The sequence below is a fragment of the Bradyrhizobium sp. 41S5 genome, assembly GCF_011516665.3.
Classification (GTDB): Bacteria; Pseudomonadota; Alphaproteobacteria; order Rhizobiales; family Xanthobacteraceae; genus Bradyrhizobium; species Bradyrhizobium quebecense.
The window spans coordinates 3,024,679-3,044,125 of sequence record NZ_CP083721.1 but is presented as its reverse complement, the minus strand read 5'-3'; the positions used below and the strand labels follow the sequence as shown (position 1 = coordinate 3,044,125).

General features: G+C 60.8%; 16 protein-coding genes. 2 read left to right on the top strand and 14 right to left on the bottom strand.

Annotation, left to right across the window (positions count from 1 at the left end; translation table 11 throughout):
* The 12 genes from HAP47_RS14300 to asnB (HAP47_RS14245) form a co-directional block, all read right to left on the bottom strand.
* Complete coding sequence (locus HAP47_RS14300) at positions 1-2,538, bottom strand: GNAT family N-acetyltransferase (RefSeq protein ID WP_173637689.1); 2,538 nt, start codon at positions 2,536-2,538, stop codon at positions 1-3.
* Positions 2,535-3,362, bottom strand: a complete 828-nt coding sequence (locus tag HAP47_RS14295) for a class I SAM-dependent methyltransferase (protein ID WP_173637690.1) — start codon at positions 3,360-3,362, stop codon at positions 2,535-2,537. The genes HAP47_RS14300 and HAP47_RS14295 overlap by 4 nt, the downstream gene beginning before the upstream one ends.
* Positions 3,362-4,681, bottom strand: a complete 1,320-nt coding sequence (locus HAP47_RS14290) for an ABC transporter ATP-binding protein (protein ID WP_173637691.1) — start codon at positions 4,679-4,681, stop codon at positions 3,362-3,364. Before HAP47_RS14290 ends, HAP47_RS14295 begins: the two co-directional genes overlap by 1 nt.
* Entirely contained in the window at positions 4,665-5,528 is an 864-nt protein-coding gene (locus tag HAP47_RS14285) for an ABC transporter permease (RefSeq protein ID WP_173637692.1), read from the bottom strand. Before HAP47_RS14285 ends, HAP47_RS14290 begins: the two co-directional genes overlap by 17 nt.
* A gap of 27 nt (positions 5,529-5,555) precedes the next feature.
* Complete coding sequence (gene asnB, locus HAP47_RS14280) at positions 5,556-7,427, bottom strand: asparagine synthase (glutamine-hydrolyzing) (protein WP_173637693.1); 1,872 nt, start codon at positions 7,425-7,427, stop codon at positions 5,556-5,558.
* Between the two features lie 54 nt (positions 7,428-7,481).
* Positions 7,482-8,477 (bottom strand): NAD-dependent epimerase/dehydratase family protein, encoded by a 996-nt coding sequence (locus tag HAP47_RS14275; RefSeq protein ID WP_173637694.1) that lies wholly within the window; start codon positions 8,475-8,477, stop codon positions 7,482-7,484.
* A 5-nt stretch (positions 8,478-8,482) separates the two neighbouring features.
* Positions 8,483-9,076 carry an acyltransferase gene (locus HAP47_RS14270; RefSeq protein ID WP_173637695.1) on the bottom strand — a complete coding sequence of 198 codons (594 nt, stop codon included), beginning with the start codon at positions 9,074-9,076 and terminating at the stop codon, positions 8,483-8,485.
* Positions 9,073-10,011, bottom strand: coding sequence for a Gfo/Idh/MocA family oxidoreductase (locus tag HAP47_RS14265; RefSeq protein WP_173637696.1), 939 nt, complete (start codon positions 10,009-10,011; stop codon positions 9,073-9,075). Before HAP47_RS14265 ends, HAP47_RS14270 begins: the two co-directional genes overlap by 4 nt.
* Positions 10,012-10,128: 117 nt before the next feature.
* On the bottom strand, positions 10,129-10,644 hold the full coding sequence (gene nusG / locus HAP47_RS14260; RefSeq protein WP_173637697.1) for a transcription termination/antitermination protein NusG: 516 nt from the start codon (positions 10,642-10,644) through the stop codon (positions 10,129-10,131).
* On the bottom strand, positions 10,644-11,282 hold the full coding sequence (locus tag HAP47_RS14255; protein WP_173637698.1) for a winged helix-turn-helix transcriptional regulator: 639 nt from the start codon (positions 11,280-11,282) through the stop codon (positions 10,644-10,646). The genes nusG and HAP47_RS14255 overlap by 1 nt, the downstream gene beginning before the upstream one ends.
* A 135-nt stretch (positions 11,283-11,417) precedes the next feature.
* Complete coding sequence (locus HAP47_RS14250; RefSeq protein WP_173637699.1) at positions 11,418-12,635, bottom strand: glycosyltransferase family 4 protein; 1,218 nt, start codon at positions 12,633-12,635, stop codon at positions 11,418-11,420.
* Positions 12,636-12,711: 76 nt separating this feature from the next.
* Positions 12,712-14,526, bottom strand: coding sequence for an asparagine synthase (glutamine-hydrolyzing) (asnB, locus tag HAP47_RS14245; protein ID WP_173637700.1), 1,815 nt, complete (start codon positions 14,524-14,526; stop codon positions 12,712-12,714).
* 286 nt (positions 14,527-14,812) lie between these two features.
* Between asnB (HAP47_RS14245) and HAP47_RS14240 the strand changes: the two genes are divergently transcribed.
* Together HAP47_RS14240 and HAP47_RS14235 are read left to right on the top strand one after the other, a co-directional pair.
* Positions 14,813-16,117: a glycosyltransferase gene (locus HAP47_RS14240; protein ID WP_173637701.1), complete on the top strand. Its 1,305-nt coding sequence runs from the start codon at positions 14,813-14,815 to the stop codon at positions 16,115-16,117.
* Positions 16,118-16,162: 45 nt separating this feature from the next.
* Complete coding sequence (locus HAP47_RS14235) at positions 16,163-17,308, top strand: glycosyltransferase (protein WP_173637702.1); 1,146 nt, start codon at positions 16,163-16,165, stop codon at positions 17,306-17,308.
* Between the two features lie 42 nt (positions 17,309-17,350).
* Here the strand turns inward: HAP47_RS14235 and HAP47_RS14230 are convergent, their stop codons facing one another.
* Complete coding sequence (locus HAP47_RS14230) at positions 17,351-18,580, bottom strand: glycosyltransferase family 4 protein (protein WP_231168878.1); 1,230 nt, start codon at positions 18,578-18,580, stop codon at positions 17,351-17,353.
* Entirely contained in the window at positions 18,514-19,446 is a 933-nt protein-coding gene (locus HAP47_RS14225) for an NAD-dependent epimerase/dehydratase family protein (RefSeq protein ID WP_173637704.1), read from the bottom strand. Before HAP47_RS14225 ends, HAP47_RS14230 begins: the two co-directional genes overlap by 67 nt.
* Position 19,447: the final 1 nt, after the last annotated feature.

Below are 19,447 nucleotides of genomic sequence, written 5' to 3'. Positions count from 1 at the left end.
TCAGGTGCTCCGTCGGCCCAAAAGACGGGCCCAGGAGAAGGCCGGCCGAACGTCAGCCTGCCGCTGCTCGGGACGGCTCTCGAACCACGCGAGGCATTCGCTCATCGTCCATGGAACGAATCCGTCGTCGACGACCTTGCGAACCGCGTGATGCATCCCGCGGGTCTTGTCGATATTCTCCGGATGCAAATTGACGACGATCACGCCGGGGACGCCGCTCTTGCGAATATCGTCCGCAAGTCCAAAAATGCAATCCGCCGATTGATCGTCATTCCAGCCGTGCACGAACACGATCCCGTCGCCGATGGCGGTCAGAATGCTCCAGTGATCGGTGAGCTTGTCATCGAGCAAGAGTCTTGCAGGTAACAGCGAGCCGTTGAGCATGCGACCGTCAAGCCCGGGCAGGTTGGAGCTACCTTTCACACCGTGCGCATTCCACGGCTCGGCATGTTTCCAATACCCGTCGTTCAGAAATCCATGATTCCGTACAGTCCGCGTGTCCTCTCCCGTCAGCTGCTTGAACCAGTTCGCCTGTTCCGAGAAGAGATCGGCATATTTTTGCGGCTCTTCGAGCGCATCGGGATGCAAGCCAAGTTCGACGCGCCCGCGCGACTTGAGTTGCGCCAACGTCTCCGGAGTATGCTTGGTAAGGGGATGAAGGAAATATGTAACCGGCAGCGAGCCGAGTGCTTTCAGTTGCTGAGCATACCGACCGAGCCCGGCTTGATCGTCATCGCCCGTGATGACGATCGCACCCGGCGCCCCATTCGGCAACATCGGAAGCCTGGTCTCGCCGCACAGGCGCGTCAGCGCGTCCGACAGCACTTCGCACCACCAGTCCGCGTGACGCTCGCGCGGATCCTCACCGGCAAGGTGGCCTTCAAAGAGATAGTTTGGCCGCTCGCCAGCGATGCCCCACAACGGCTCGGTGGGCCGCTTGTTGGCGGCCGCGGGATCGCCCTGCCGATACCGAACGAGGTCCGAAACGAAATCGGTGCCGGCGAATATCATCGACCCGCCCGCAGGAGTGCGTAAGCCGAGCCAAGCCGCCCGCCCCTCGTCATCGGTGACAACGGGCGCGCCTTCCGCCGCCACAAATCGCATATACGAGTGAAGTGTCCGCAGCCTTTTCCAGGGCTTCTGCCCCGCCATTTCGGCCTGCAAGACCCTCGCAGAATTGACAGCCCTTGCTTCCGACCTGACAGCGAATGCCTTCGCAAACCCAACGGCCGGCAATACGGCAACGACGGTACCGCCGCGACCAAGAAAGTCCGACACTCGGCTAACGTCCTCGCTCCGAGGACGATACAGAACCAGAGGCCCGGCGTCCGGCGACGCCGAGGCACCAGGGAATCCGAAAACGCGCAGAAGGTGGGCAACAAATTCACTACCGGCTCGCGCGGACACGAAAGACTCCGCTGCGCGATAGCCCACGTCCTTGAGGTTCTCTTCGAACGCGTGCAGCTCCCGACGGTATCTTTCCGGGCGACGAAACACGCTACCCTGAATGATCGGCAACGACATCGATCCGAACTTCGTCTTGAAGTACGACACTTTCGAAATCGGCCAGTCCCGCGGCACTTCCGGGAACCACGGTCCCAGGCGATAAGTTCGGAATCCGGCTCTCTTGGCCCACAACATCGCGTTCCAATGAAGCAAGTCGTTGGGTCGGAGTTTCAGGGCATCGGAACGGGCGGCTCCGGCCATGAAGTGCACGGCCGTCTTGTCGCTGAGCACGATCAATCCGGCCAACCGGGTGTCTCGTTCACGCACGAAGAGCAGATGCGCCCGGCCCTGTGCGAAAAAGCCATCAAGGACCGCCTCATAGTAGGAAACCGGCGGCAGCGCCTCTCCCGTCCTGACGGCCGACTCTTCGGCTATTTCCAGGTAGTCCTTCAGAGCTGATCGATCGGTAGCGACTTCGAACTCGAGACCTGCCTTGAGCGCCTTCCGAACGGCCCTTCGGCACCCTTCGTCCAAATTCGAGAACAAATCGTCTTCGGACTGGTCAAGATCGATCAGTTGATCGGCATTGACCGTCGAGAGACCCGGAAAAGGGCTCATTCCATTTGGACCAAACGCTATTCCCAACTGGAAACCAAAATCTCTCACCCAAAACGGAATTTCCTCGCGCGAACCCGCCTGATTGCTCGGTGCGAGATTGTGCGAATTAAGCTGGATCCGATCGACATCGTACAGTGTGGCCAGTCGGAATATCTCGTCCATGGCCGCCGTGCGGACGGCTTTCCTGGTACCGCGGTCGATCTGCCCGCTCGTTGCCAAGCCGGTATGACGATGGATTCCCGAATGCAGAAGGCGCTCACCGAACGGCGTACTTGTCCCGTCGCTCAGGTACAACGGCTGGATACCGACGATTTCGTCGTTCTCGATCAGGGCAAATGACAGGTTCGCATCGACAAAGAAGCGCTCTTCGATCGAGACCCACGCCGTATCATGGTTCAGCCAGGCCTCGGGCGACGACGCCGCCAGCGCGTTCCAGCGGCCACGATCGACGTCGTGAAATCCGACGATTCTCATTTCGCGACAAAAATGACGTTGAAGCGGGTGCCGAGATAGGGATTGCGCGGGTGGATATCGACTATCTCTGTCTCGACCCGAAGGCGCTTCCCGAGATCGATGAAGTCCTCCTTGAGGAAGTCATACGATACGATTTCCGGTTTGATCTGCGCGGCGGCCGCGTCTTTGGCAAATCCAAGATAGCTTGCAACCTTGGCCAAGGAATTGAGCTTCCGTTGCTTGACCATGGTTTCCAGCGGCGGGCGGGCGGCTAGCTGTGCGCCGAATCCGGCCGCCAGTTGCGCTGCGATCTGCTGAGACTGTTCAAGCTTGCTCCGGTCGGGCACAGAGCCGACGAGCACGCGTCCGCCAGGGCGCACGACCCGAAGCATCTCTCGAATGATCAATTCGCCGGTCTGAAACTTCGGAAAGTTCGAGAACACATCGTAGCAAAAGGCGGCGTCAAACTCGCGGTCACCGAATTGCAAATTCTCCCCGGCCGCCTGGCGGAAGTCGGCATTGGGAAGCTCAAGCCGTCGCGCAACGCCGAGCGGGGTCTCCGCCAGATCGACGCCCACGTATTTGCCCACGTTCGGCGCAACGAGCAACGCAAGAAGGCCGGCGGCGCATCCCACCTCCAGAACCTTGCAGTTCTGGTCGAGCTGCATCTGGCTCAACATGTGCGATTTCAGATCGGAAAGCAGGTCCTTGTCGGTCCAGAGAAATGGATTTCTGCCGGCGACATAACAGAGGTCGTCCAGCGTCGGCTTCTCCGATATCTGCCGTGCGCGAAGCTCAAAGAACGCCTCGAGCTTCTCCTGCCAATCACCATCCGTCATCGTCATCAGCTTCGCTCGATACTGCAGGTGAATTTCGGATCGTAGAGATAATTGAAATGCCACAGTGAATCGCGCGACACCGAGAACTGCGCGGCCTTCTCGACATAATGCAGGATGGCTTCCGCCCCCTTCGGCAGCATGTGCCGGCACAGAGCGGCGGAGATGTAATATTGCCCCTCGCCAAGAGCGAGCTCGGGCACCTCGTAGATGACGCTTCCGCGTTCCGGCAGGCCATCGTCGCCATCGAGAAACAGGCCGCCGTCGTATCCCTCGATTCCGGTCACCGCCTGAAGGCGTGCGGTATCGATCCGCAGACTTGCGTAGATCTGCTTGTGCTCGGAGAAGCCCGACCACGACACCCGGATTCGAAGTGGCTGCCCGTTCTTGACAACGCCGATCGGCTTGCCTTCGACGTCGATCACCTCGACAGCCGTGATCTGCAGGGTGTCGCCGCCAAGCTCGTATTTTCCGGTTTCGGCCGTGCTCTCGACCGACTCGCTCAGCTTCTTGGTTTCCCGGAGATTGCGCGCTTCCTCGATATCCCAAACACTCTGCTCATAGGCCTTGCTGACGCGCTGCGCATTTCCGTGCATCAGCACCCGCCCCTTGTCGATCCAGATCGCCTCGTCGCACAGCTCACTGATCAACCCGCTCGAGTGCGAAACGAACAGAACGGTGGCGCCGCTTTCGCAGATCTGACGAACCCGCTTCATGCACTTGTTGACAAATGCGGTATCGCCAGCAGCGAGAGCCTCGTCGACGATGAATAATTCCGGATCGACGCTGATCGCCGTGGCGAAGGTGAGTCTCGCCTGCATACCGCTCGAGTAGGTCCGGAACGGCTGATCGATCACCTCGGCAAGCTCGCTGAAATCGATGATCCAGGGAACCTTCGCCTCGATTTCGGCTCTCGTCATACCCAGGCACATGCCGCCCAGCACGATGTTGTCGCGACCCGACACATCCGGATGAAAACCGGTCCCCAATTCCAGGATCGCGGACAGCTTTCCGGCCACTTCAACTCGCCCGGTTGTGGCATCCAGCAGTCCGGCAATGATCTTCAGGAGGGTACTTTTTCCCGCGCCGTTCGGCCCGATGATGCCGACCACGCGCCCGCGCAACACTTCGAAGGAAACATTCTGGACCGCCCAATGCTCATGGTGCCGGGGCTTTCCGGTGATGATCTCCTTCAGGAAGTCCAACGGCTGCTGATAGAGCCGATAGGCCTTTCCCAGGTCAGTGACGCGAATGGCGCACTGCGGCTCCAGTGACCCGGCAAGCGGGATCAGTTCGCCGGCGTCTCGATTGTCAGAGAGCATTGCCATAGTACGGTTTCAGCTTTTCAAACATGCGGTATCCGAGCCCCAGACTCAGCAGCGCGAACACGAGGGTAACCGCCCAGGCGTACGGATGCTTGAACGAACCGAAGAAGAGGACGTCCTGGTAGACCCAGACGAGGTAACTGAACGGATTCGAATAGATCAATGGACGAAGGGCGCGCGGCATCCAGTCTGGCAGGTACACCGTCGGCATCAGATACATCGCGATCGAGGTGAAGACGGTGACGATCTCGCGCAGATCGCGAAAGAAGGGAGTGACTGCAGCAAGGGCGAAGCTCAATCCGATCGCCAGAATTGCATGAACCGCAAATACGGCCGGCAGCAGCAGGAGCATCCAGCTGAGCCCCCCCACATGAGCCTTGTAGAGAATGACGAGCGCAAGCGCCGGCAGATGAGGGATCGTTGCAGCAATGGTTGCCGCGATCGGAAGCAGCTCGATCGGAAACACGACCTGCTTGACGAGACTTGCGCTCCCTATCAGCGCTCCGGGCCCGCGAACCAGCGCAGCCTGCATCATCAGCCACGGAACCAGACTTGCCAGGATGTAGGCAGAGAAATCACCGGGAAAATCTGCGCTGATCGACAGCTTGCTGCCCAGCACGAAGCCGAAGATGAGCAGGTATGTTCCGACCACGACGAGTGGATGAATGAACACCCACAAGGCGCCAAACCCGTGGCGCGCATGCGCAGCGCTCAGGTCACGATCGACCATCTCCCGCAAGAGATCGGGATATCGCCGGATCTGGCTGATCGTGGTCCATAGGGCCTGAGAGTTGCGGTATGGCGACAGGCCAACCCGCACCCATCTTGCCGCCGGGAAGAGACCGTTCATCTTCAGCGCGCTCCCATTTGTGCGTGCCTAAAAGCTGCTTTCCATGATCTGCTCGAGATTGAGCAAAGACCAGATCAGCAGCCGCCTGTTTTCCCGTCCTTCCAGATGTTCGTCGACCAGCGAACGAACGGTCTTTCGGTCGACCAGGTCGTAGATGCGGGCAGTGTTGCTGAAGAGCCTCCGTTTGACATACTCGATGCTCTCCCCCTTGAACCAGCTGGCATCCGGCGCAGAAAAGCCCTGCTTCTCGCGCTCCGCCACTTCGTCGGGGATATGCCGGCTCATCATCTTCCGCAAAATCAACTTGCCGTCCTTGGTGCGTTCGTAATAGCGCTGCGCCTTTCCGCCGGGCTCGTTTTCGTTGAGGCGAATGACCTCGGTCAGGTTGCCGAGTTTCATCTTGGCGGGAAGCTTCATTGCGAAATCGACGAGATCATTGTCGAGAAACGGCACTCGGCTCTCGAGTCCATGCGCCATAGCCAGCTTGTCCTCGACGATAAGCAGCCCGTTCAGGAACGTCTTGGCCTCGAAGTAGAGCGAGTGATTGACGTAGTCCTCGGGCCGCCGCAGCTCCGAGGCGTGCTCCTTGAACACTCCCCTGAAGATATCGATCGGCGAAGTCTGCCTGGCCTCATCCCATACCGGCCCCAATAGCTTCGGCATCGTTCCGCTCGGAACCATGCGCTGCCAGAATCCGAAGTACTTCTCGATATAATGATCGAAGTCATCGTTAACGACGGCGCGGTAGTAACGCCAGGGGTATCCGCCGAAGAGTTCGTCTCCCCCGGTCCCGGTCAGGACCACCTTGCCAAATTTGGATGCAAGTTTTGCCGCATAGAAATTCGGATAGGACTGGCCGACGCGAGGCTCTTCCAGATGCCATGCAAGCTGAGGCAATGCCCGCTCCATGTCGCCGGCCTTCAAGACCATCTCATAGTGCTCGGTCTTGAACAGGTACGACATATGCTCGGCCTTCGTCCGCTCGTCGTATCCGAGTTCGACGCCCGAGGCCGAGTTGAGATCGAAGCCAACCGTAAACGTCCGCATGAACGGCAGTTGGCTCGATGCCAGCGCGGTGATGGAGCCTGAATCCATGCCGCCGGAAAGATAGCACCCGACCTCGACGTCGCTGACGAGCTGCCGGTTGACCGCCTGCCTGAACAGGCGATCGAGCTCGTCGGTCGCCTCATTCTCATCGAGGGCGTACTCGGGCTCCTCGAAATGAAAATCCCAGTACTGCACCGGCTCGACGGCCCTGCTGTCCTGCGAAATCTGCAGATAGCAGCCGGCCGGCAACAACTTCACGCCGGCAAACAGTGTCCGCTCAGCGAAAAAGTTCTGAAAGCTGAGATACTCCGACAGCCCCCTGATGTCGACGCGCGGCTTGTACTCCGGAAATGCCCGAAAAGCTTTATGCTCGGAGGCGAACACGAATGTCTGCCCAAGTTCGGCATAGTAGAGCGGCTTCACGCCGAAGCGATCCCGGGCCAACGTGAGCTTCCGCTCGTGATTGTCCCAGATCGCAAACGCGAACATGCCGTTGAACTTGAGAAGCGCACCAAGACCCCACTCGGCGAAGGCGTGCAGCAACACCTCGCTGTCGCCGGAAGAGTTGAAGACGTGGCCCCTCGCGGAAAGCTCGACCTTCAATTCCTTGAAGTTGTAGATCTCCCCATTGTAGGTCAGCACAAAGCGGCCGTCGCGCATCTCCATCGGCTGCCGGGCGGCGTCGGTCAGATCAATGATCGACAGCCGGCGATGACCGAGCCCAACGGGACCGTTGCAGTAATGGCCCTCGCCGTCCGGCCCGCGATGAGCAATGATATCGGTCATTGCCGTCAACGTGGTGATTGAAGCGGGCCGCCCGTCGCGGTGCAGAATTCCGGCTATGCCACACATGTGATTCTGGCCGATCTATTCAATGATGTCAGATGCGAGCTCAGATCTGAGCCTTCAGATTTGAGCCTTGGCACGACGCTGATCGACCTGATCGATATGGCTCCTGCGCCAGTCGATCAGCCGCCGCAACCCTTCGTCCAGGTCGATCGCGGCGGCGAAGCCGATCTCCTCCTGCGCCCGCTTCGGCGATCCGATCCGATTGCGCACCAGCGTGGCCTGGCTCCGCGGCGCATAGTTGATGGGCTGATTGGAGCCGGTGAGGTTCAGAAGCTTTTCGGCGATCTGCTTCAGCGAGGTCCGGTGTCCTGTACCGACATTGTAGAAGCGATCCGTCGCACTCGCGCCCATGGCGCACAGATTGGCGCGCGCGCAATCCTCCACCGCGACAAAATCGAATGCCTCCGAGCCGTCCCCCAGAATCGTCGGCCCCTCTCCCTTGTCGATCGCGTCGAGCATCTTCATAATCACGGCGATATATGCTCCCCGATAATCCTGACGCGGTCCGTACACGTTCATGTACCGGAGGCCGACATAGTCGAGGCCATAGCGGAAGTGGTAGGCACGGGCCATCGCTTCGCCGCAGATCTTGGTCGCACCATAGAAATTCTTGTTGTTGAACGGATGGTCTTCCGTCATCGGCTCCTCGACGGCATCGCCATAGACGGAGGCCGACGACGACCAGACCAGCCGCTTCACACCGTTGCGCACACATCCGTCCAGGACGTTGAACATTCCGTTGACGTTGACGTCAAAAGCCGTTCGCGGGAATTCGTGACACTGTAGCAGCCAGAGCGCAGCGAATTGAAACACCCCGTCGGCTCCCTTCAGCGCCGCATCGAGGATGTCGACCTGTGTGATATCGCCGCCGGCCTCGAAAATCTTGACGCGCGGGTCACGCAGCGCGCCCGCAAGGTTCTCATGCGTGCCGCGCACGAAGTTGTCGTAAATGACGATCTCGCCGACATCAGTCTGCGTCAGCTGATCGACCGCATGCGACCCGATCAGCCCGGCGCCCCCGATAACGACAACCTTCTTTCCGCGAATGTCCATTTTCTTCAACCCTCGATTTCAACCAGTGCTTCATGATGAAGCTCATAACGACGGTGAGTGCGTGGGCAGACCAGATCGCTACCCAGCCGCTCGCCTGCTCTACTCATCCAACCAATTCGGCGGGCCGGATTGCCTGCCATCAACGAAAATGCGGCGACATTCTTCGTGACGACGGCACCGGCTCCGATGAAGCAGTACTCGCCCAGCGAATGTCCGCAGATGATGGTCGCGTTGGCGCCAATGCTGGCGCCGCGTCCGATCGGCGTCTTGCGAAACTCGTCCTTCCGCGACACGCCGGCGCGCGGATTGTTCACGTTCGTGAAGACGCAACTCGGGCCGCAGAACACGTCGTCGTCAAGTTCGACGCCATCATAGATCGAGACGTTGTTCTGGATCTTGCAGCCGTTTCCGATCTTGACGTTCGGACCGATCATCACGTTCTGCCCGATCGAGCAGTCCTCGCCGATCACCGTCCGCGCCAGAATGTGGCAGAAGTGCCAGATCTTGGTGCCGCGCCCGAGCACCGCCCCATCGTCAACGTAGCTCGATTGATGGATCAGGACGCCTGGAAAGCGCGGATCCTCGCGCATCTCGCTCATTTGTGCATCGCCTTCTGGGCAAAAGCGTGAACGCCGTTGCTTCTGACGATCGGCGCATGGCGAAACGTGGAGACGATATCGATCGAGGGGCGGACTTCGTCCAGCCTGAATCCGCGCCCGGCGACGATCTCCTCATAGCTCCGCGTGTGGAGATCAGTGAATCCTTCCGAGAATTCGACCTCCTCGCCGTCGACGGTGATCGAGCGATAGGTTGTCTTCTTGCCTTTCACGCTGTCGGGCAGATCGTTGCGGTCCAGCGACAGAAACCAGCTGACGTCCGCGCGTTCGCACTCCAGAGAGCCGGCCGCCCTCTCCGCCTCGCGCAGGTGCGCCTCGTTGCGGCTGGCGGGGCCGAACACGAAGCTCAGCATGTCGAAGAAGTGCACCCCGATATTGGTCGCGACGCCACCCGACTTCGCGTCTGCTCCCTTCCAGGAGGTGTGATACCAGCGCCCGCGCGAGGTTATGTAGGTCAGCTCGACCTTGTGACGCTTGCGCGAGTTCGCGAAGCGATCGCGCAGGGCGATGATCGCCGGATGCAGCCGCAATTGCAGAATGGTCGAGATGCGGCGGCCGGTGTCCTGCTCGATGGCGGCCAGTTCGTCGATGTCGCCGGGATTGAGGACCAGCGGCTTCTCGCAGATGGCATCCACTCCCGAGCGTAGCGCAAACCGGCAATGCGCGTCGTGCAGATAGTTCGGCGAGCAGATCGACATGTAGTCGATCTTTCGGCCGCCCCTGCGCAACTGGTCGACGTAGCGATCGAACAACTCGAACTGGGTGAAGAACTCGGCATCGGGAAAATGGCTGTCCATGATGCCCACGGAATCGTTGGGATCGTACGCCACGGCCAGATTGCCGCCGGTCTCGGCCATCGCCCGCATGTGCCGCGGCGCGATGTAGCCGGCAGCGCCGATCAATGCGTAAGTCGTCATGGGCCCCTCTCTCTCGAACGTTTCTGCCTGCTTCAGGCAAGCTACCGCACTCGGGGTGAATCGAACATCACACCCAAGCCAAACATGTCCGTTACGCCTGCCCGGAGGCAGACGCAGTTACGCCGCAGCGATCAGGTCCGTCCCGACAAGAACACGGACCTTGCGGCCCAACAGGTTCAAGAGAACCGCAACGCGATGCTGATCGCTGGCGTCTTCAACGAGCGCAAGACTGTCGACGAACGCGCCTTCGACAATTCGCACTTTATCCCCGGGCGAGAACGCCGGCCTGCGCGCAAGCGTGATGAAGCCGGCGTCGTCCTCGCGCCCCTTCAAGGCATCGATGACGCGATCTTCCACCACCGCGGGCCGGTCCCCGACACACACGAGGTGTGACACGCCGAGCGTCGATTGAATGGCTCGCCACCGCTGCGACGCGAGGTCGATCCCGACAAAGAGATAGCGCGGAAACAACGGACGCGGCACAGTCTCCACCTTCCTGGCATGGCTGCGGCGTTTCAGGTAACGGGGAAAATAGATCGAAAATCCCTGCCGCTCGAGGTTGGCGGCCGCCTTTGCTTCGGCATTGACCTGCGTCTGAACGACGTACCAGCGTGAACCGTGCTCCATGGCCATCACGCCCCCAACGATTGCTTTGGACGCAGGCCCAGCAGATCCGGTGCAAGGACCTTCTCCGCGCCGAAATTGCTGACCGCCTGATCGAATACACTGCGCGCGGCCGTCAGATGCGTCACGACGACCGCATCAAACGGCTCGTCCACCAGCGCATAGGAGGAAACGACCTTGACACCGATGAACCGGGTCGCGGTTGCATCAGGATCGACGATCGCAAGGACAGAGATGGGCCCATCGACCGCGCACAGGATCGCGATTTCGCAGAGGTCGGACTGTCCGGCGAGCACCACCCGCCTGAAGCCGAGCGCCTGAGCACGCTCAAACAGCCTGCCATATTCCTCCTTCGCCTTGCGGAAGAGCGAAAACGAGTCCGACAGGAACTGGACAGTCAGTCGCGATTTCTCGGAGAAGCCTTGCGGCGTGAGGTAGTAGGCGTATCGCCGCGCTGGCGCCTGCCCGACCTTGACGAAGCCCTTCTTGATCGCCCGCTTCAGGTAGGCGTTGACCAGGCCGAGCGCGACGCCGAGATCGGCCGCGATCCGCCGCTGCGACTGCGCACCATCGGCTTCTAGCGAGGTGAGCAGACCGAGCACCAGCCGGTCGCTGTCATTCTCATCTGTCGGTAGAATGCCCGCCATCACGCCTATCCCCACGGAGTGGCTGATAGCGCGTTCACCGGATGAACGTCAAGCGAATTCGTTCACGCCATGAACATCGTAAGCTATTGATAACAAATAAATTTACCTAAGACGCATGTGTCGCCGCAGCCACACCTAGGCCGGATCCCCGGCCTCGGCCAGATACCGCGCGGCAAGCGCCGAATAGCTGTACCGCTGCGCAATGGCGACGCGTTCGGCCCGCGAACGCGCCGGACCGTCGAGCGCGGCGCGCAGGGACGCGGCGAGTGCGCCGGGGTCGTCCGGCGCGCATCGCGCAGTCACCAAATCCTCGAGCCCGGCGAGCGCCTGCGCTTCGCAGGCAATGACGCTGCGCGGCGCGAAGAGGCAGTAGTCGAATAGCTTGTTGGGGCTGATGCCATGGTGATAGAGCGCGTTCTTGTGGAAGGCGACGACCGCGCAATCGGACGCGTGCAGCATGCCGTGCACGACCGAGCGCTCGACTTCATCGTGAAATTCCACGTTGGCAAGCGCAGCTGCCCGCTGCTTCAGTGCGGCGAGCGAAGTGCCTGAACCGATCAGAACGAAACTGATCTCGGGGCTTGTGCTGCCGAGGACAGCGGCGGCGTCGAGAACGACCTCCACTGCGTTTGGCGGTCCCATGCCGCCGGCATAGAGGACAACCCGCCTGCCCTGCTGCTTCAGCTGATTGATGCGGTCGATCAACGGATGACCGAGAGTTTCGATCGTCAGCGCGCTCTGGATCTCGCCGTCGGACACCCCGTTGGGTATCCAGATGAACTTGCCGGCGCTCAAGCCGCGCGCCCGCATATGGGCTTCCGCACCGGCCAAAAGACAGATCACGCGATCCGCGGCGCGATAGGCGGACCGCTCCTTCCAGCCGAGCAATCTCACGAGGGGGTGCCAGGTCGGGGTCATTCCAAGCGCCACGATGCTCTCCGGCCAGAGATCACGAACCTCCAACCAGAACCTGGCACCGAAGCGCCGCGCGATCTGACGCGCCGCCGAAATGAAGAACAGATGCGGGCTGGACGCGATCATCAGATCCGGCTCGCCGAATTGCGCGGCGATCGCGGATGTCGCCGAACGAAGGGCCGGCGCAAAGCTCAGATTGTTGCGCAGCCGCCCCAGATTGCCGCCATCATAGCGCGGGGTATCGAGGAACCAGAAGTCGACACCGTTGATCCGCTGCGGCCCCGGAGCGCGCGGCTCCCTGTGCAGGTGATGGAAGCCGGCACTGACCACCACGACCCGATGCCCCATCTTTTCCCAGGCATCTGCGAGCCAAAACGGACGCCAGTGACGGCCGAGGCCCGGCCCGCCTGCGAACGGATGCAATAGCCAGATGTTCATCGGGCCGCCCGGAGAGCAGCGGCCGACAAGCCGGCGATTATCGACAGCGACGACGACATCCAGGAATCATTAGGCCTCATGGCGCTTCGACCCGAAAGCGCTCACCCCAGAGCGCAACGCAATAAAGCCTCCAGCGCATTCCAAGATCGAGCCGGTGAAATTTCGTCTTGAGCTTCGGCATGTCGACATAGCGGGCCAAGAGCTCGCTTGCGATCACCTTGTCATACATCGCGGCGGAGTGTCGCGTGAGCCAGATCCGGTCGGGAGCAGCAAAACCGATCTTGTCCCTCCGCCAGGTGATGCTGGCCGGCAGCAGATCGCTCATGGCTGCGCGAAGCGGCCATTTTGCCCATCCCTTGTTCAGCTTGATGCGTGTGGGAAGCGCCAGCGCAAATTCGACGAAGCGATAGTCGAGGAACGGAAGTCGCGTTTCGATGCCGAACCGCATGGAGTTCTTGTCCTCGAAGCGCAGCAGCATCGGCAAATTGGTCTCGGTAATCTCCAGCACTTGCATGGCCTGCGCATCCCTCGTCTTCGACGCAAAGCGGCGAAGCGGCTCCGGCAAGTCGGGATTTCTGAGGAAAGTGTAACGCAAGCGGTAATAGGCAGCGCGCAGCCCCGCCGAACCGGCACCGAACAAATACATCAGCAACCGCCGGCGCGGAATACCCGCCCGCGTGGCGGCGCCGAAGGCGGACAGGAATCCACGGACGCCACCGCTGCGAAGATGGTCGAGCAGCCACGCCGCATAGTAGCGATGGTACCCCAGCAACGTTTCGTCACCGCCCTGACCGTCCAGCAGCACGATAACGCCGTTCGATCGCGCGGCCTTCATCACCGCATACTGCATCATGATCGAAGGACCCGCGAACGGCTCCTCCTGGACGTCGAGCAAGGTCTCCGCCGTCGATGCAAAGTCCTGATAGGACGGCTTGGTGCGCAGCCAGTTCAACTCTGCCTTTTCTGCAACCTCCGCCGCGTACGCCTCTTCATTGTTGGACGCCTGCTCGCTCACGGCCGTTATGGCAAAGAAGCGCTCGCTCGAGCCTGGCGCATAGCGCCGCGCAGCCAGCGTCGCGACACTCGAACTGTCCAACCCACCCGACAAGCAGGTTCCGACCCGAACATCCGAACGCAGCCGCAGACGCGTCGCGTCATCGAGCAGTTCCCGCAACGATTTCGCCGCGCCGCCTTCATCAGACACGGCCAACCCAGGCGCTAGTGAATAGTAGCGCTCGATTTCGACCCGCCCCGTCGACACATCGACGCGCATCCGATGCCCGGGAGGCAACTTCTCGACGCCCTTGAAGAAGGTCCGGCTGGTATGGTCGGTCATGCCGCAAACGAGGAAATCGTTGATCAGATTATCATCCGCGATCGGGCGCTCGATCAGCGGAAGAAGCTGGCGGATCTCGGAGCCAAACGCGAACTGCGTCGCCGTATTGACGTAGTAGAACGGCTTCACGCCAAACCTGTCGCGGGCGCAGAACAGCGTGTTATCGCGCTCGTCGTGAATCGCAAACGACCACATGCCGTTGAAGCGTTCGAGGCACGCCGTACCCCAGCAAACATAGGCTGTGAGCAGGACCTCGGTATCCGAGGCCGTATGAAAGGTGTATCCGAGAGCCTCAAGCTCCGCGCGGAGCTCAACGTAATTGTAGATCTCGCCGTTGTAGGTGATCCAGATGGGAAGCTGTCTGTCGCGCATCGGCTGTGCGCCGTCATCGGTCAGATCGATGATCGCCAGCCGCCGGTGTCCGATCCCGACGTTGCCGTTGATCCTCACCCCACGCCCATCCGGACCGCGGTGGGCAACGAGATCGGTCATCTGTCCCACTTGGCGGGCATCGACGGGCCCGGTCTTATCTATTAGGCCAAATATGCCGCACACGAAATGCCTATCCAGATTGATTCGATGGCGGAGCTCGGTATAACCGCCGCGTCAGAATATGCGCGCATTTGGAACAAACCGCGGCTGTCTTAACCTGTTCGTGTATTGAACGTCAACGTTCCCGGACCAGTCGAAGCTGTTTTCATACGCGGCTGAAACCTGAGATAGCGAGGGCCGCCGCCAATTCTGCACCGCCTCTCCGGGCCTGCATCGCATGGCCGCTTCGGACCAAACCTGTGCTAGAAGCTGCTGGCTGATGTTGAGCTGGCATCCATCGGATCCCTGAGTGAACAAGATCGAACCCATCGGACCGACGTCCCTGACGGAAGCACCGCTTCCCGCCGACGACGTTGCATCTTCCCGGCCGGCCCAATCTGCCATCGTGGATTTCGTTACGCGCGTGCTTGTTCGCGCGGCGCGGCGCGCCACCGAGAAGCGTCTTGCGAAGGGAAAAGTGCGTACGTTGTGGGCCGCCACCCCGATCCTCACTTTGCCGCTTCTCGCACGCTGCGATCGAATGCTGGGATTTCGCTCCTCGTCGCTGGTGTTCAACACGTACTATGTGACGAGATCATTCGACATCAACCTCATCCTGTTCGAGGGCTTCCTTCGACTGCTGCGCAGCCGCAGAGGTCTCGGCCTGTTTCGTCGCATGGTTCTGGCGTGGGCCCTGCTGCGCTACGATTTCTTCAACTACTTCTATGATCGCGGCCTGATGCTGAGCGATGGACGCTATGGCATCAATCCTGAGGAACTCGACCTCCTGTTCCGGTCGGGAAAACGATTGTATACCTACGCCTACGGCGCCGACGTCCGAGCACGGGAATCAACGCTCAAACTCGGTCATCCCAACTTGTGCGAAGAATGCCCGGCTCCGGGCAAGTTCTGCGTCTGCACGACGGAGATGCACGCCTCATCGATCAACCGCCTCAAGGGCCGTGCGACCGCGCAGATCGCGATGGGGGATATGGTGACGTATGTGCCCGGCTGCCGGGACATGCACTACTGGCCGATTGACGCAAGCAAGCTCGTCGCGCGGCCGCCGGCCTACAAAGCCGGCGACGTGCTGAGAGTGGCACATGCGCCGAACCACGGGCACTTCAAGGGAACCAGGCTTCTGATCGAGGCGATCGATCGGCTGGTGAAGGAGGGCGAGAAGATCGAGCTGGTTTCCGTGCAGGGAGTTCCCAACAAGAAGGTCATCGAGCTTTTCGGCGCCTCGCACATTGTTGCGGATCAATTCGTCGCGGGCTTTCACGGCTATACGGCCCTGGAGGCGATGGCCATGGCCAAACCCGTTCTGTGCTTTCTGCGCGACGACCGAATGATGGTCGATCCGGCAACCTGCCCGATCATCAACACGCGTCCCGACGAAATCTATGATGTGCTGAAGCGATGCTTGAGGGGTGAGTATGACCTGAGCGATATCGGCCAGGCGGGGCGCCGCTATGTAGAAGCGCATTACAGCTTGCAAGCGGTCGCAGCGAGGCTCGGACGGCTTTATTGTGAAACCGCTGATCTGCCCGAGGATCTGCGGGCAAGCCTGACGAGGCATGTCGGCGAGCTGGAGAGCGATGATCATGCCTCGTAGCCACGTGCGGACTTCGCGCCCGTCAGCCCATCTGAATACGCGCACATGAGGATCCTGCACGGACCAGTCAATGTCGGAAATCAGCCCTGGGTGCTGTCCCGCGCCGAGCGGCGGCTGGGAGCATCCAGCGACGTGGTCGTTCGCAACGACACGTGGCTCGGATATCCGGCAGACCGGATGCTATCGGCAAAGGATGCCGGATTTCTTGAGACGGCCATTCGCAGCGCGGCGTTCGGTCTGAGGAACCAGTGGCATTACGATGTTCTTCATTACTATTTTGGACAGACCTTTCTGTCGCCGGGTTTTCCCCTCTCCGCGCCGGGATCAGTGCTCTCTCGGCCATCGCTGATAACGGACATCATCAACAGACTAGCGACCGCCGACCTGCACGCCGCCCGGCTGTTCGACAGCAAGCTGTTCATGACCCTGCAGGGTTGTGATGTCCGGTTGGCGAACGAAGGAAACAAGCGGAACGAATGGACGATGTGCGCCCCGCAACACTGCGAGCTGTATCAAAGATGCACGGACGCTCTCGACCATCGACGGCACTTTCTGATCGAAAAGGTTCTGCCGCTGTTCGATCGAGTCTTCTATCTGAATCCGGAACTCGGACACGTCGTACCGAACGGCCAGTTTCTCCCATATTCAAATGTCGAGATCGAGAAGTTCGACGTTGTGCCGCCTTCCGAACAGGGGCGGCTCAAGATCGTTCATGCCCCGACTGCCGGACGGATCAAGGGTACACCGATGATCCTGGAGGCCCTCGAACAATTGCGGTCACGGTACGACTTCGACCTCATCCTTGTCGAAAAGACGAGTCACGAGCAGGCGCTGGAGATTTACCGGTCGGCAGACCTCGCAATCGACCAGGTGCTGGCAGGCTGGTACGGGGGCTTCGCGGTCGAGATGATGGCGATGGGAAAGCCGGTCGCATGCTACATCCGGGACGAAGACATGATGTTCGTTCCGGATGCCATCAGGCGCGAGCTGCCCGCTTACAGACTTAACCCCGGAAACCTTGTCGAGGACATTGCCGCCATTCTCGATCGCCGATCTGAATGGCTCACGCGTGGCCAGGCATCACGGCTCTATGTCGAACGATGGCACAACCCGGAGCTCATTGCGAAGGCCATGCTGAGGGCCTACGAAAGCCCCAACTCCGACTTCGAGCTGGTCCCGCAGGCGAAATGAGGCCGGCGTTTCGCTCAACGTTTGCTTCCAACTTAGACGGGTTCAGACATCCTGTGCGGCCGCCCGGCGCATCGTCGCCGCGAAACTCGCCGCAAACGCCCTGACGTTGTCATCCTGGTGCAGGACAACATTTCTAACCACGAGCCCGCGAGCCTCCTGCGAAGCCTGCATCAGATGATCCGCCAGCGCGACCGGATCATCGACGCCGAAATAGCGCGCAGCGCCGGCGGTCTGCTCCCGGTGCACATCGATGTCGGACAGGATCATCGGAACGCCGAACGACTTCGCCTCCTCGACCGTCGTGCTCCAGCCCTCGAAGCGCGACGGGTTGAGCAGGGCTGTGGAAGCCCGCAGCAGCGCGTAGACATGCGGCAATGGGATCACGCCGAGGTGACGAAAGTGCGTATCGAGGCCGCGCTTCCGGATCTCGGAGTTAACCAGATCATAGTAGCCCGGCTCACGCCGATCTTCGGTGCTGCCGGATGCACACACAACCACCTCGACCCCACGACGCTTCAGGATCGCCAAGGCTTCGACGACAAGCTGATGGTTCTTGTGGCGATAGAACTGATTGGGTAGGTAGAAGTAGTTCGTCGGCAGATTGTACGCCGCGACGACCTCTGACGGGTCGATGTCCAGGAACGCGGCCGGCGGCTGGGTCGCGAAACGAACGACGCTGACCCGGTTGCTGGCGTGTGGGTAATATGCCCTGAAATCGCGGAAGGCGCTCTCGCTGCTCAGCATGATGGTCCGCCCTGACGCGATCTGAGCGCGAAAGCCAATCTCGCGGCGCCAGCGTGCCGTCCGCGGAAACAGCTGAGGCAGAGAATGGTGCTGCAGATCCGGAAACCACGCCACTGCAGGGATCGCCAGCCGCCAGCCGAAGAAACGCGCGGATTCGACAGCAACATCCACGTGCGCGGAGCGAAACGCCGCCGCAGCTCCGCGATCCAGACCAAGCGCGAGTGCCGCAGCGAGACCTGGCTGCCCATCGAACGCCTCCGATCGGACGATCTCGACACCCGGTATCGCATCGAGCTCGGCTAGCTCACTCTCGTCGGCCCGTATCCCGGCAAAGACGACCGGGGCGAACTCGCCGGGGAGAAACCGGTCGAGCGCCGCGAACAGATTGCGCTGATAATTGTAGCCGCCGGCCCATATCCGTCGCGAAATGTGATTGAACGCGAACCGCAATGGGCGGGACGTCACGAAGCCTGCCCCTTGAACCAGGCCACGTAATCGGCGAGGCCCTGATCGAGCGGAATGCGCCAATCGAAGCCGATCTGGCACAGCATCGCAGCATCGGCCAACAGGCTCATGGGATCACCGGGGCGGCTTACACCCGAGTGCCGCACAACCGTCTTGCTGCCCCACTGTCCGATGAGACCCGCGGCGATGTCGGCAACGCTGGTCCCCCGACCCGAACCGCCATTGATGACCCGGAAGGCCTCCCGTGACGACGAGGTTTCCGCGACGCTTGCAAGCAGCCTCGCGACGTCGCGAACGTCGGTCCAGTCACGTATCTCGTTGCCGGTCCCACCGAGCGTGAGCACCTGTTCCCTGGCGTTGAGCCGCGAACAGATGTCCCAGAGCAATTGTTTGCGCAGGTTGGGCCCATAGACAGAGAACAGCCGCACGACCGTGCAACGCAACCCGAACGACCGCGCGTAACTCGCGCACAATTGCTCCATCATCAGCTTATGTTGCCCATACGGCGACATCGGAGTTACGATCGCGCTTTCAGCAATCGGGCCGAAATGATCGGCGCCATAGACAGCCGCACTCGACGCCGCGATCACCGCACAGTCTGGCGCGGATCCGCGCAGCCATTCGAGCAGCCGCGCGGTGCTCGCGACAGTGCGCGAAAAATCCTCGAACGGCCGTTCGATCGAGACGCCGACGGACGATCCGCCAGCCAGATGAAAGACACGCGTCGGCAGCCCGTGCGCAGCCGCGAGCGCGTTGAGATTGGCCGCGTCGATCTCGCCGTTGATCCAGCTCTGCAAGCCGAGCCGCCGGGCTTCCGTTGCGTCAAGCGCGCCGTGTCCGACGCCGTGCACCGCATGGCCTGCCCCCGCCAACGCATGCACGAGATGGCGGCCGATGAACCCATTCGCGCCAGTAACCCAGACGATCATC